The sequence below is a fragment of the Acinetobacter shaoyimingii genome (assembly GCF_011578045.1).
GTDB lineage: Bacteria > Pseudomonadota > Gammaproteobacteria > Pseudomonadales > Moraxellaceae > Acinetobacter > Acinetobacter shaoyimingii.
This window is the reverse complement of the sequence record NZ_CP049801.1, coordinates 864,455-877,762: the sequence shown is the minus strand read 5'-3', so window position 1 is coordinate 877,762 and position 13,308 is coordinate 864,455. Positions and strand designations below refer to the sequence as shown.

13 protein-coding genes are annotated in these 13,308 nt (G+C 39.4%); 4 read left to right on the top strand and 9 right to left on the bottom strand.

Annotation, left to right across the window (positions count from 1 at the left end; all coding sequences use genetic code 11):
• Positions 1–248: 248 nt before the first annotated feature.
• Both G8E00_RS04045 and hemJ read left to right on the top strand, forming a co-directional pair.
• The gene (locus tag G8E00_RS04045) at positions 249–1,478 is read left to right on the top strand and encodes a beta-ketoacyl synthase N-terminal-like domain-containing protein (RefSeq protein ID WP_166222112.1); all 1,230 of its coding nucleotides are present in this window, start codon (positions 249–251) and stop codon (positions 1,476–1,478) included.
• 23 nt (positions 1,479–1,501) lie between these two features.
• Positions 1,502–1,954 carry a protoporphyrinogen oxidase HemJ gene (gene hemJ / locus G8E00_RS04040; protein ID WP_166012790.1) on the top strand — a complete coding sequence of 151 codons (453 nt, stop codon included), beginning with the start codon at positions 1,502–1,504 and terminating at the stop codon, positions 1,952–1,954.
• 81 nt (positions 1,955–2,035) lie between these two features.
• Here hemJ and G8E00_RS04035 read toward each other — a convergent pair whose 3' ends face one another.
• The 5 genes from G8E00_RS04035 to G8E00_RS04015 all read right to left on the bottom strand — a co-directional run bounded on the left by G8E00_RS04035 (position 2,036) and on the right by G8E00_RS04015 (position 7,830).
• The gene (locus G8E00_RS04035) at positions 2,036–3,145 is read right to left on the bottom strand and encodes an acyltransferase family protein (protein ID WP_166012795.1); all 1,110 of its coding nucleotides are present in this window, start codon (positions 3,143–3,145) and stop codon (positions 2,036–2,038) included.
• A 199-nt stretch (positions 3,146–3,344) separates the two neighbouring features.
• The gene (locus G8E00_RS04030) at positions 3,345–4,775 is read right to left on the bottom strand and encodes an amino acid permease (RefSeq protein WP_166012789.1); all 1,431 of its coding nucleotides are present in this window, start codon (positions 4,773–4,775) and stop codon (positions 3,345–3,347) included.
• Between the two features lie 185 nt (positions 4,776–4,960).
• The gene (locus G8E00_RS04025) at positions 4,961–5,320 is read right to left on the bottom strand and encodes a RidA family protein (RefSeq protein WP_196782001.1); all 360 of its coding nucleotides are present in this window, start codon (positions 5,318–5,320) and stop codon (positions 4,961–4,963) included.
• A gap of 29 nt (positions 5,321–5,349) precedes the next feature.
• A complete protein-coding gene (gene alr / locus G8E00_RS04020) occupies positions 5,350–6,474 on the bottom strand; it encodes an alanine racemase (RefSeq protein WP_166012788.1) in 1,125 nt (374 codons plus the stop codon).
• A 96-nt stretch (positions 6,475–6,570) separates the two neighbouring features.
• Positions 6,571–7,830: a D-amino acid dehydrogenase gene (locus tag G8E00_RS04015; RefSeq protein WP_166012787.1), complete on the bottom strand. Its 1,260-nt coding sequence runs from the start codon at positions 7,828–7,830 to the stop codon at positions 6,571–6,573.
• 147 nt (positions 7,831–7,977) lie between these two features.
• Here G8E00_RS04015 and G8E00_RS04010 point away from each other — a divergent pair, with 147 nt between their 5' ends.
• Positions 7,978–8,442 carry an Lrp/AsnC ligand binding domain-containing protein gene (locus tag G8E00_RS04010; protein ID WP_166012786.1) on the top strand — a complete coding sequence of 155 codons (465 nt, stop codon included), beginning with the start codon at positions 7,978–7,980 and terminating at the stop codon, positions 8,440–8,442.
• Positions 8,443–8,466: 24 nt separating this feature from the next.
• Here the strand turns inward: G8E00_RS04010 and G8E00_RS04005 are convergent, their stop codons facing one another.
• On the bottom strand, positions 8,467–9,114 hold the full coding sequence (locus G8E00_RS04005) for an HAD family hydrolase (protein WP_166012785.1): 648 nt from the start codon (positions 9,112–9,114) through the stop codon (positions 8,467–8,469).
• Positions 9,115–9,211: 97 nt separating this feature from the next.
• On the opposite strand from G8E00_RS04005, the gene G8E00_RS04000 reads away from it, so the two are divergent.
• Positions 9,212–9,979 carry a hydroxymethylpyrimidine/phosphomethylpyrimidine kinase gene (locus G8E00_RS04000; RefSeq protein WP_166222110.1) on the top strand — a complete coding sequence of 256 codons (768 nt, stop codon included), beginning with the start codon at positions 9,212–9,214 and terminating at the stop codon, positions 9,977–9,979.
• A 95-nt stretch (positions 9,980–10,074) separates the two neighbouring features.
• Here the strand turns inward: G8E00_RS04000 and G8E00_RS03995 are convergent, their stop codons facing one another.
• From G8E00_RS03995 to G8E00_RS03985, 3 genes are all read right to left on the bottom strand, one after another.
• Positions 10,075–11,796 (bottom strand): thiamine pyrophosphate-dependent enzyme, encoded by a 1,722-nt coding sequence (locus tag G8E00_RS03995; RefSeq protein WP_166222108.1) that lies wholly within the window; start codon positions 11,794–11,796, stop codon positions 10,075–10,077.
• Positions 11,797–12,050: 254 nt separating this feature from the next.
• Complete coding sequence (locus G8E00_RS03990; protein WP_406741449.1) at positions 12,051–12,734, bottom strand: nuclease-related domain-containing protein; 684 nt, start codon at positions 12,732–12,734, stop codon at positions 12,051–12,053.
• An 87-nt stretch (positions 12,735–12,821) separates the two neighbouring features.
• On the bottom strand, positions 12,822–13,301 hold the full coding sequence (locus tag G8E00_RS03985) for a methylated-DNA--[protein]-cysteine S-methyltransferase (RefSeq protein ID WP_166222104.1): 480 nt from the start codon (positions 13,299–13,301) through the stop codon (positions 12,822–12,824).
• Positions 13,302–13,308 lie beyond the last annotated feature (7 nt).

Genomic DNA, 13,308 nt, shown 5'->3' with positions numbered 1-13,308 from the left:
TATGTGGAGTCAAGATTTAACTCAACTTCATTCTGTTTTCTTTAGTAGGCCATTGGTGAACAAATCTGCCAATTGCGCTTTTCAATAAGACGCATTGATCTGCCATAAGAATTTCAATAACTTTCTGCTATTATGGCTCTAAACTTTAGTAAAAGTAATGTATTCGAAACATGAACAAGTATTGAACATGATATTTGTATCTTTCGAAATAAGATTATTTTAATCATCACCATAATAGGGATCTGTAGATGAAACGTGTTGTAATCACGGGTATGGGTATTAACTCATGTATAGGAAACTCGTTGGAAGACGTGACTCATTCTTTACAAAACGGGATATCAGGCACACGTCATAATCCTACTTATGCTGAATTAAATTTTAAAAGCCATGTCAGTGCAGCCGCAGAACAAAATTTTGATGGGATTGATCGTAAATTAAAACGCTTCATGGGCGTATGTGCCATGTATGCCTACAATGCTGCTGTTGCTGCTGTTGAAAATGCTGGATTAACTGCTGAAGATTTGGCTGGTAACCCGCGTTATGGTATAGCGGGCGGTTCAGGCGGTAACTCAACAGCATCTGTTGCTGAAATGATTGAATTACTTGAAACCAAAGGCGCACGTAAAGTGGGTCCTTTCTTCGTTCCACGTAATATGTCAAATACCATTACAGCAAACGTTGGTGTGGCATTTAAATTACAAGGTGTTGCTCACTCGATTACCAGTGCTTGTGCAACATCTGCAGATGCGATTGGTTATGCTTACAACCTCATCCAATTGGGCAAACAAGACCTAATGCTTGCGGGTGGTGGTGAAGAAGATCATTGGTCACAAAGCTTGTTGTTTGATGCGATGGGTGCATTGTGCTCAAAATATAACGACACACCAGAAACAGCGTCACGTCCATATTCAGCGGATCGTGATGGTTTTGTGATTGCTGGTGGTGGTGGTTTCGTTGTGCTTGAATCACTCGAACATGCTCAAGCACGTGGTGCAAACATCTTGGCTGAAGTTGTGGCATATGCTGCCAACTCCGATGGTGCAGATATGGTAGCTCCATCTGGTGAAGGTGCGACACGTTGTATCTTGATGGCTTTAGATGAAGCGAAACAACACGGTGTAGATAAAATTGACTATGTGAATACCCATGGTACATCGACACCTGCTGGTGACATCACTGAATTAAAAGCCATGGGGCGTGCGTTTGGTGAAGGCAATGTACCTCCTCTTAGCTCAACCAAATCAATGACTGGTCACAGCCTTGGTGCTGCAGGCGTACAAGAAGCGATTTATTCGATCTTGATGATGCAAAATGACTTTATTGCACCAAACATCAACGTGACTGAACTTGATGAAGGTACAAATGGTTATGACGTAGTACTTGAAAAACGTGATGCAAAATTGAATACTGTGATGAGTAACAGTTTCGGTTTTGGCGGCGTGAATGCATGTCTCATTTTCAAAAAATGGGAAGGCTAAGCTGCCCATTTTAGGGTGACTTCATGGATGCTCCATCAGATGCTTTCCTTTGGGTAAAAGCATTACATATTATTGCCGTGGTGTGTTGGTTTGCTGCTTTGTTCTACTTGCCACGGTTATTTGTTTACCATGCCATGAGTGAAGATGATGCCAGTCATCAACGTTTCCAAATTATGGAACGTAAGCTGTACCGAGGTATTATGTGGCCAGCAATGCTTGCCACCCTTATTACAGCACACTTTTTGGTCGATTGGGGCGATGCAACACGACATTACCATGAAGCACTTTGGTTTTATTTGAAAGTTGGACTGGTTGGATTACTAATCATTTATCATTTAGTTTGCGGTTATTATCGTAAAAAACTGATGATTGATCCTCATTATAAATCACACAAATTTTGGCGCTTTTTTAATGAATTGCCGACATTTATCTTATTTGCAGTGGTAATTTTAGTGGTGGTTAAACCACAATTCTAAATGTCATTGCAAAATAAAAGCCTCCTGAATGGAGGCTTTTCTTATTCATACGACTTGATTCAACATCTAAAGATTTAAGTTTCATTCATCTTTTAAAAATTTCTGACGGATTTTTAAATTAAGTGGATTGGAATAAAATTTTTCAATCAATCCACTTAAAATAAATACACTGATGAAATAGATCGGCAATAACATCAGCTTTTCAATTGGTATGGTTTCCTTGGGTAAATACAGCACTTTCATCAAACCCAGAATAATTAAATGAAATAAATACATCTCATAACTAGACTTCCCAATCCAAACCAATGTGCGAGTACAGAAGCTTTGCTGATTAGATTGCTTCGGTTGCGACCAAGCTAGAATTAAAAGTGCTGTCAAAAATGCAAATAGACTGATCCCCCATACACTCACTTGCTTGATTGGTGCATATAAATAAAGTCCAACCATGAATAAAGCAATAACGAAAGCCCACCATCGAGCAATGTGAATTTTATGGTTAAAATGATGAATAAATAAAGCGCTTAAACACCCGATGGCGATCCCATCAAAACTTGAAAAATAATGATAAAGGTATGCTCCACTTTCTGCACCAAAGTGCAAAAATCGGAAATAAGGTGCATACATAACAATTGCCAATAAAAATATGGGCAATGCTTTTCCCTTTCCTAGTGTCAGACACAGTATTGGGAAAACAAGATAGAAAATCTCTTCAACAGATAATGACCACAACACGCCCAATGCGTAATTCACCCAACCATATTCAATGATGAGGATATTCATCCAAAAGGTAAAAGCTGAAAAAAGGGTTAATTCGTAAGAAACATCTATGCCATTTGGTGCTTGATTCATAAATGGTGCTAAGCCCATTGCGCCCAGTATAGTGACCAACAGCACCAACAAGACTAAACACGGCATGATTCTAGCGATACGTCGAATATAGAATTCTTTTAAATTGACTTGGTTCAATGCATTGTGACGTCGCAGAATATTCTGGGTAATCAAAAATCCAGAGATAACGAAAAACATCGTCACCCCATAATTTCCATTTCGCGCAATTAGGGTGATCAGACTTTCTTCACCTAAGGTCACGCCCAAAAAAGTGTCATTCAACTTATAAGGAATATTGAAATGATGGATGAGCACCAAAAGTATGGCAATTCCACGTAAAACATCAATTTGATAATTTCGTATTGTAGACATATATAGTTTATTTTTTTAAAGGCTTGGCTATTTAAACACAAGCTTCAACATAAGCATGCATGAATAGCCATAAAAAAGCTGATGAAAATATCATCAGCTTTTTTGAATTCTCAAACTTGATACAAACAACGATTTAAAGCAATGTAACAGGCTAAACCTTAAAATAGGCGCGACTTAACAAACCTAAAATCTAAAGCTGTTTACCCATTTTTTTAATTCGTGGGATATAAAGTACACGATAGGTAATGGCTAAAATAATTAACCACAACGGACTAATGATCAAAGCCTTTAAGGTATCTGGTTCTAGACTCAAAATCACTAAAGTAAATAACAAGAAAATCAACACAACGTAGGACATGAAAACCCCACCAGGCATTTTAAATGTCGACTTTGCATGCAACTCTGGTGCACGTTTTCGATAACGAATGTAGCACACCATGATCAGCCCCCAAATACTAATAAACAGAATCACACACAGTGAACTGGCTAAAGTAAATGCCTCAATCGTATTTGGGACAAAGTACTGTAATGCGGCTCCCGCTAAAATAAACAGGCACGAGAAAAACAAGCCTTTTGCAGGCACAGCACGAGACGATAACTTGGCTAAGGCTTGTGGTGCTTGACCATCTTTCGCCAATCCAAACAACATACGACTCGTCGAGAATACACCGCTATTCATCGATGACATCACTGAAGACAACACCACCAAATTCATAATAATCGCAGCAGATCCAATACCTGCATGCATAAATAATGAAACGAATGGACTTTTATCGGCTGGAATTAAATTCCATGGTGTGACTGACATGACAATAAAAAGCGATAATACGTAGAATAAAATGATTCGCGTTGGAATTGCATTCACTGCTTTGGGTAAGTTTTTTTCTGGATCTTTGGTTTCTGCTGCCATGGTTCCGAGTAGTTCTACCCCAACAAAAGCAAACAGTGCGATTTGGAAGCCTGCTAAGAAACCTGACGTTCCTTTAGGGAACATGCCCCCATGTGACCATACATTACTAAAGCTGGCCAAGGTTCCATCAGGAGAATGGAAATGATTAAAAACCATGAAACCACCAACCACAATTAAACTTAAAATGGCAATAATTTTGATTAATGCAAACCAGAATTCAATTTCACCAAATAACTTTACCGTCAATAAATTGATACCGAGAACCAATAAAACACAGCCCGCACTAATCATGGCTTGACCCATTGGGGTAAAGGCCATATCTGGCGGTAGCCAAAAGTTTAAATAATTAATAATGGCAGCGAGATCGGCAATACCGACTAAAACCCAACCCAACCAATATGACCAGCCAATGTAATACCCTGCTCCTGGTCCAATCAGATCATGTGCCATATCAATAAATGATTTGTAATGCAGATTAGAAAGAAGTAACTCACCCAATGCACGCATCAGGAAAAAGAACATCACACCAATAATCATATAAATAATCAGGATGGAAGGACCAGCAAGGGAGATTGTTTTACCCGATCCCATAAATAAACCGGTACCAATCGCACCACCAATGGCGATTAACTGTAGATGTCGATTTGATAATTTACGTTGTAATTCATGCGGCGACGATACATCGTCCTCTTTTTGATCTATTGTTGTCATCGTTAAACATCCTTATAAAAAATCAAAAACAAAATACTGTGATCTTGAAACTCAAGCACTCCTGATCGGTTTCAATTCACAAAATAACCATCAAATTTCAGTACCTTTACTGCGTAAAAATTTTCGCATAACACATTCATCATCTTTTCATATTCATGTTTTTATTTGTAAGTTCCATGAGCTATCTATTTTTGTGCAGCAATCACTGCAATCTCAATCAACCAATCTGGATTGACCAAATCCGCTTGTATTGTTGCACGTGAAGGTGTCACACAACCCTGTAGCCATTCAACCCAGACAGCATTCATTTTTGGAAAATCATCTAGATTTTTGATGAAAATCTGCACCGACAATAAGCGTGATTTATCCGTATTGGCTTGCGCTAAGAGCTGATCAATGGTCGCCAAAATATCACGTGTTTGGGCTTCAATATCAGGCACTTTGGTTTTTGGAACCTGACCTGATAAATACACGACACCGTTAAATATTGTCACCGCACTCATTACTTCTGTGCTGTTGAACTTTTGTATATCTGAATGAGACATATCATTTTCCTTATCATTGAATTTTTTAATTAAAATGTATTGTTGTCGATTGAAAATTGCACTCGTCTAGTTACACCACACATGAGCTCATAACTGACCGTGCCAGCACTATTTGCGACATCGTCTATAGCTAAAACTGTACCTTGAGAAGAATAGCCCCAAAGCACCACTTCACTACCAACATGTGCTGACTCAACCTTTCTTAAATCGACTGCGAGCATATCCATACTGACACGACCTAAAGTCTGCGTTCGAATAGAGTGGACTAATATAGGCGTTCCTGTGGGAGAAATACGCTGATAACCATCGGCATAGCCACATGCAACGATACCAATTTGCATGTCTTCTGGAGCAATAAACTGCGACCCATAACCGACCGACTGACCTTTTTTTATCGTTTGAATGGCAATGATTTCACTGCGTAAACTCATGGTCGGTTTCAAATTCCAGTCTTGAATACTATGTGTCGGATAATCTGGCGAACTGCCATATAACATAATGCCACTACGGATTACATCGGAATGAATGTTGGATGAATAACGTAAAATCGCAGCGCTATTACACAGTGAACGTTCGCCCGGCAAGCCTTCAATCGTCCTTTCAAAGACTGTGACTTGATAATCAATGCCCCGCTCACCAAAACGTTCACCATCGGCGTCTGAAAAGTGCATCATATGCGTGATTGAGCCGACACATTGAAGTTGAATCAGTTCTTGCCAAATCTCCCGATAATCTTCAGGGGTAAAACCCAAGCGGTTCATACCACTGTTCATTTTTAAATAAACATCGAAACGGACTGCATGATGTCCCAAAGCATCGAACTGTTTCAGCCACGCTACTTGATGATGGCTATGTAAGCTAAAACTCAAATCCTGTTCTGCACATACATATAAATCTTGAAACGAAAAAATCCCTTCTAAGAGTAAGATTCTACCTGTCCAACCCAAAGCTCGTATACGTTGTGCCTCTGCCAGATCGAGCAAAGCAAAACCATCGGCTGATTTAAAAGCATCATAGACTCGTTCAATACCATGACCATAGGCATTGGCTTTCACCACAGCAAAGACCCGACTGTCTGGCATATGTTGTCGTGCAATATTGAGATTATGGGTTAATGCATGAGGATGAATAATCGCTTGAATTGGGCGTGGCATAAAACTCTTCCTTGAGTACACACTGAATCATTTATTGTTTTTTATTTCATTCAGCATGTCATTTAAATACATGCTGAATGCGTTCATTCGTTCTGATTAGGCTGCAAATGGGTAACGCTGAATCGATAAACCTTCAGTGCTAATGTCGGGTTGATGATTCATAACTAAATCGCTGATCAATTTGCCTGAACCACATGCCATAGTCCAACCTAGCGTGCCATGACCTGTATTTAGGAACAGATTTGGAAACTTGGTTGCACCTATAATTGGCGTACTGTCTGGAGTCATCGGACGTAGTCCTGTCCAGAATGATGCTTGTGCCAAATCGCCACCTGGAAATAAATCTTGAGTGACCATTTCTAAGGTTGCACGGCGGTCTTGGTTTAATCCATGATTAAAACCACTCAGTTCAGCCATACCACCAACACGAATACGCTGATCAAAACGTGTAATCGCAATCTTATAAGTTTCATCTAAAACTGTTGATTGTGGAGCAAAGTTCGCATCCACAATTGGAATAGTCAGTGAATAACCCTTCACTGGATAGACTGGCAGATTCAATTCAAGTGGTTTTAAGAAATCACGTGAATAGCTACCAAATGCCAAGACATAACGATCGGCAGTCATCACCTGACCATTCACCAGCACGCCTTTGATTTCATCGCCTTCAACGATGAGTTTTTCAACATTTTGATTAAACTTAAAGTTCACACCCAGTTGTTGAGCAATATTGGCCAAGGCATTGGTGAATAAGTAACAATCGCCAGTTTCATCATTGGGTAAATGCAAACCACCGACCAATTTGTCTTGTGCATGTGCCAACGCAGGCTCAACTTTGGCAAGATCATTCCCCAATAACAATTCATGCGGAACGCCACATTCTTTTAATACAGCAATATCACGTTGAACAGCTTCAAGTTGAGCTTCTTTACGGAAAACCTGAAGTGTACCTTTAGAACGATTTTCATAATGGATACCCGTTTGTTTACGCAGTTCGCGCAAGCAATCACGGCTATACTCTGCAACTCGTGTCATGCGTTCTTTATTGATGGCATAACTTTGTGGATTACAGTTTTTCAGCATTTGTGCCATCCACTGGAGTTGCCACATGCTTCCGTCCATATTAATCGCCAATGGCGCATGATGCTGGAACATCCACTTGACCGCTTTAAATGGAATACCTGGTGCTGCCCAAGGGGTCGAATAGCCCGGCGAAATCTGCCCTGCATTGCCAAAGCTGGTTTCCTCCGCAGGACCTGACTGACGATCCAGCACAGTGACTTCCGCACCTTGTTGCGCAAGATAATAGGCACTTGCAACACCAATAACACCACTACCTAATACGATGACGCGCATATCGAATCCCTCGAGCACAAAGTTACAAATTAGTTTATTTCACTAGTGTATTTTGGTTTAAAGAGTTTATTTCACTATTTTTATGGCTATAATCTAGGTGAATTATTGTTTTTGTCGTGCCAAATAAAAAAATAAAGGAAAAAGTTGATGCGTCCTTTAGACCGTACCGATCGCATGATTTTAGATATTTTGCAAAAAGATGGTCGCATCGCGATTAGTGAATTGGCATCACGAGTCAACCTGTCGACCACGCCCTGTTCTGAACGGGTGAAACGATTAGAGCGTGAAGGTGTGATTATGGGCTATTACGCTAGACTCAATCCTGCGCATTTAGAGCGAAATCTTTTGGTCTTTTTAGAGATTAAACTTTCTGCCAAATCGGGCGATGTGTTTGATCAAGTTGCGAAAAATTTAGTTGAGATTCCTGAAGTTTTGGAATGTCATCTTATTTCAGGTGAATTTGATTACTTAGTGAAAGCACGTTTAAAAGAAATGAAAGCTTATCGCAAGCTATTGGGTGATTTATTGAAAATGCTTCCTTCATCCGCTTCATCACATAGTTATATTGTGATGGAAGAAGTGAAGGAAACCTTGTATTTGGATTTGAAATAATACCAACCGTTCTTAGATCGTTATTTAATTTAAATGATCTAAAATTTCAAAAAAATTCTGAATACGTGCTTTAGGATTAGCTACAGTTAATTCTTCATCAGAACCATAACCATATTCCACCGCAATGGTTTCAATGCCATTCTTTCTTGCCCCCAAAATATCATGCTCACGATCCCCAACCATGATGCATTCATTCGGATCTAATTGTTCTTTTTCCAAAATAAAAGCAATCAAATCCGCTTTATTGGTACGTTCACCATTTAATTCACTGCCATATGGGTATTCAAAATATTGCAAGAGATCGAAGTGTTCTAAAATCTGACGTGCATATACTTCTGGTTTTGCTGTCGCTAAAAATAGTCGATAGCCCTGAGCTTTTAATTGTTTTAGCGTTTCAGGTACATCTTCAAATAGATGATTTTCAAATAATCCAACCGTTGCGAAACGCTCACGATAGCCTTGTAAGGCTTGTTCTGCCAAGACATCATGCGCATCAACATTTAACAGTTTCGCCAGCGATGCTTTTAATGGTGGGCCAATAATCCAGTCAATATTTTCATCTTCAGGAATCGGATGTCCTACTTTGTTCAGTCCGAAACGCGCCGATGCGGTAATACCTACTTTCGGATCGGTTAATGTGCCATCCAAATCAATCAATATATTTTTAATCACAACCTACCCTTTCGCCCAATCTAACCACAAATGACTATCGAGACTTTCCTCAATTTTTCCTATACTAACGCAAATTGATTCAATTAAGGATGTTGTCGTGCGCCCTACCGTACTTTGTTTTTCAGGCTTAGATCCTTCTGGCGGTGCTGGTTTGCAAGCGGATATTGAAGCCATTGGTCAAAGTGGTGCACATGCGGCCATTGCTTGCACAGCATTAACCATTCAAAACTCACAGCAAGTTTTTGGGTTTGAGGCAACATCTAAAGATTTATTACTGGCTCAAGCCAATGCAGTGGTCGGTGATTTACCCATTAAAGCTGTGAAATCTGGCATGCTTGGTACAACTGATAATATTGCGGCTTTAGCTGAATTTTTACGTGCACATCCTGATTATATCTATGTGCTCGATCCTGTTTTAGTAGCCAATAGTGGTGGTTCATTGGGCAATCAGGAAACATTGGTGAAAGCCTTTGTCGAACTGATTCCTCTTGCGACTTTAATTACCCCGAATACCGTTGAGCTTCGTGCTTTAACAGGTGAGCAAGACTTAGAACGTGCCAAAGAAAAATTATTTGAAATGGGTGCACAAGCTATTTTGGTGAAAGGCGGTCATGAAGATACCCCTGACTATATTCAAAACTCACTCTATGTGAATGGTGAATTAATCTCTCAAACGCAATGCCCACGTTTAGAAGGTGAATATCATGGCTCAGGATGCTCATTGGCAAGTTTTATTGCGGGTCGTTTAGCACAAAGTGAAAGCTTAAAAAATGCAGTTCATCATGCTGAAACGTGGTTATTTGGTGTATTAAAACGTGCAGAAACACCTGTTGAAGGTGGGCAAAAAATTCCGAAACGATTTTGATTTTTTAAATATTCCCTCCTCTCTCACGAGAGGGTTAGGGAGAGATACTAATGATCAAGCTCACCAGCTTTGATGAGCTTTCTCTATTATCACCATCACTTCACAAAATTATTCACAATCAAATCCTTCACATCATCGACTCGTCCTGCAAGCAATGCCTTAACAGCATACATTGACGTTGAGGTGACTTGATTCAAATTCGGATCGGGTGGCATCACCAATTCCATTGGATTGGTATGCACATCAAGCAATGCAGGTCCATCATGATTTAAAAAGTGCTGAACAGCTTCTTCCAATCCCTCACCTGTGGTCTGTGTACGACCATAGATGCCAATCGCTTCAGCAACTTTACCAAAATCAGGATTGACTAAATCCGTATAATTATCCAATAAACCTTCAACCTTTTGTTCCAACTCTACAAAGTTGAGTGAGCTGTTATTCAGCACGACTATTTTAATTGGTAATTTTTCTTGAATCGTTGTTAATAAGTCGCCCAATAACATCGCCAAACCACCATCACCACAGATTGCAATGACTTGTCGATTTGGAAACGCTTTTTGAATTCCTAGCGCTTGAGGCATAGCATTGGCCATGGTGCCATGTAATAAACTGGTTAAGGTTCGACGCTGACCATTGACATCAATATGACGTAAAATCCACACCATTGGCGAACCACCATCACCTGTAAATACAGCATCTTCATCTGCATATTTATTCAGCAGAGAAACCAAGTATTGTGGATGAACCAAACCATCTTTACCCACACGTTCTTCTTTTAAACGAGCTTCATGCGCTTGTTCTTTAAGTTCCAAACAATGCTCTAAAAACTGATGGTTATCGTTATTGTCTAAAAGTGGCAATAATGCATTCACCGTTGGCGCGATATGTCCAACCGCTCCAAATGTAATCGGATGACGGCGTCCTAAATGTGTTGCATCAATATCAATCTGAATAATTTTGGCATGTTTCGGATAATACTGTGACCAAGCGAAATCTGTTCCAAGCAAAATCAGCACATCACAATTCATAATGGCATGTAAACCGGCTTTATTGCCAAACATCCCATTCATGCCCAAATTGTAGGGATTGTTATATTCAATAAAATCTTTGGCACGTGAGGTATGAACGACTGGTGCTTTGAGTTTCTGCGCCAATGCCACCACTTCTGTATGCGCCTGAGCTGAACCAATACCCGCATAAATAGTCACTTTTTCATGCGGATTGATGATTTTGGCAATTTGATCAAGCTCAGTATGAAAAGGAATCGTTTGTGGATTGGGGTGATGAATTTGAAATGGCAAAGATTCTTCAACTGTTTGCAAGCTGATATTGGTTGGCATAATCACCACAGCTACACCACGTTTATTGATGGCCGCCTGACAGGCCAAAGTCATGATATGACGAGCTTGGCTCGCAGCTGTGATTTCTTCACAATAGACAGAGCAGTTCTTGTAAATCGATTTAAAGTCGACATATTGAGGAAAGTCAACAAATCCTGCTTGGTCTGTTGCAAGCTGGCTAGCAATCAACACCACAGGCGAACCATTGCGATGTGACTCATACAGTCCATTAATGAAATGCAAACTGCCTGGGCCACACGAACCTGCACAGGCGGTGAGGTTTCCGCTGATTAATGCATCTGCGCCTGCAGCAAATGCACCCACTTCTTCATGGCGTACATGAACCCACGAAATAGAGCTTTTCGAGATCGAGTCGGTAAAATGATTTAAAGTATCACCAACAATGCCATAGCAATGTTTCACGCCCGCTTTTTCAAGCACATCGACCATAATGTCAGATACTTTCTTTGCAGTCATAGTCTTCTACCCATCTTTATTATGAAGTTCAAACGCATATGAAAGATTGAATAGCATCTGCAGAGATGATGCGAAGTTGCTATTTGATAAATAGACAACCTCAAAACACATTCAATCCATATGTTTTGTTCTTTTCATATTGGGCATGTTGCTCTATGAAAAAATAGAGCGCGACTGTCATGATTTGTAATTTTTTGCTTGATAAAGCATTTAATGCATGATGAATACTTTCAAGCTAAATCATCTATCTACATTTATAATGATGGTGGTGGAGCGCTTGTAGATCCTTGATGTTTCTCTTTTAAATTTTGCACATGTTGTCGATTAGTCTTCCAAGATTTTTCTAATATTTCTTTTTCAATTCTAAACTGAATACGTTTGAGCTTGATTGAAGAAATGACAGGTTCTTGAAAAGTTTTTACATAATCCACCCATGCAGCACCACGAAATACATTTGCAGGCATCTGGGTTTTAAACTCACAATCTGGCATAAATACGATGATTGAATGTAAATACTTAGCTTCAACCACATCTGACAAAATCTGCTCTAACACCTTACTGTGCTTATAATTTTGATGCAGTGGATTCTGAAATTTGTAGCTTTTTTTATAGATGTTTTGTGTCCAAGTTTTTTGACGTTCACCGCCAAAAATCCATCCTGTATAGTTTTTCGTTTCAATGATAAAAATACCATAAGGACTCAATAGAATATGATCAATTTGGGTTGTTCCCGTACTTTCATCGGGAAGCGTACAGTCATTGAGTAAAATATATGGTTCTTTTAAATACAGCTTAACATGTGTGCTGACAGCGAACTCACCCAATTTACCTTTAATCAATGGCTTAAATACTTTAAATAAAAATCCAATCATAAACAGTGGAATCATCCACCAGATTTGTGAGGTTATAGTCCCCGCAATATTTAAACTTTGACTCATTGTAATATTCATTTTTTATTCAAAACATAATCATATAATTACAATGACTTAGACACAATTAACATCGTAAAATTTACTTGAATAAAATCAATCAGATTCTATATCCAATAATATTTGTTTATTCTCCAAACCGCCTGCAAAACCGACCAATTTTCCATTTGCACCAATGACACGATGGCACGGTACAATAATCGAAATCGGGTTTTTACCATTGGCAGCGCCTACCGCCCTCACTGCTTTAACATTACCAATCTGCATTGCAATTTCTAGATAAGTTCGGGTTTCGCCAAAAGGGATACTCAATAGTGCATACCAAACCTGTTTTTGAAAATCAGTCCCAATGAAATCCAGTGGCACATCAAATTGCTTTCTTATACCTGCAAAATATTCATTTAATTGGTTTTCAGCTTCCAATAAAACAGGATGGTCTAATCGTTCGATACTTGAAGAAATACGCACACGTTTTGGATCATCATTTTCCCAAAGTACAGCCACCAAAGCTGCATCATGTGCTACAAGGGTTAAACATCCAACTGGTGTTGTGATCTGTTTATGAAAAAGTTGCATCACCCAA

What these genes read in the sequence shown, in the direction of transcription:
- G8E00_RS04045 (WP_166222112.1), top strand. Translation starts at nt 249, where the DNA reads ATGAAACGTGTTGTAATCACGGGTATGGGTATTAACTCATGTATAGGA.
- hemJ (WP_166012790.1), top strand. Translation starts at nt 1,502, where the DNA reads ATGGATGCTCCATCAGATGCTTTCCTTTGGGTAAAAGCATTACATATT.
- G8E00_RS04030 (WP_166012789.1), bottom strand. Translation starts at nt 4,775, where the DNA reads ATGACAACAATAGATCAAAAAGAGGACGATGTATCGTCGCCGCATGAA.
- G8E00_RS04025 (WP_196782001.1), bottom strand. Translation starts at nt 5,320, where the DNA reads ATGTCTCATTCAGATATACAAAAGTTCAACAGCACAGAAGTAATGAGT.
- alr (WP_166012788.1), bottom strand. Translation starts at nt 6,474, where the DNA reads ATGCCACGCCCAATTCAAGCGATTATTCATCCTCATGCATTAACCCAT.
- G8E00_RS04015 (WP_166012787.1), bottom strand. Translation starts at nt 7,830, where the DNA reads ATGCGCGTCATCGTATTAGGTAGTGGTGTTATTGGTGTTGCAAGTGCC.
- G8E00_RS04010 (WP_166012786.1), top strand. Translation starts at nt 7,978, where the DNA reads ATGCGTCCTTTAGACCGTACCGATCGCATGATTTTAGATATTTTGCAA.
- G8E00_RS03995 (WP_166222108.1), bottom strand. Translation starts at nt 11,796, where the DNA reads ATGACTGCAAAGAAAGTATCTGACATTATGGTCGATGTGCTTGAAAAA.
- G8E00_RS03990 (WP_406741449.1), bottom strand. Translation starts at nt 12,734, where the DNA reads ATGAGTCAAAGTTTAAATATTGCGGGGACTATAACCTCACAAATCTGG.
- G8E00_RS03985 (WP_166222104.1), bottom strand. Translation starts at nt 13,301, where the DNA reads ATGCAACTTTTTCATAAACAGATCACAACACCAGTTGGATGTTTAACC.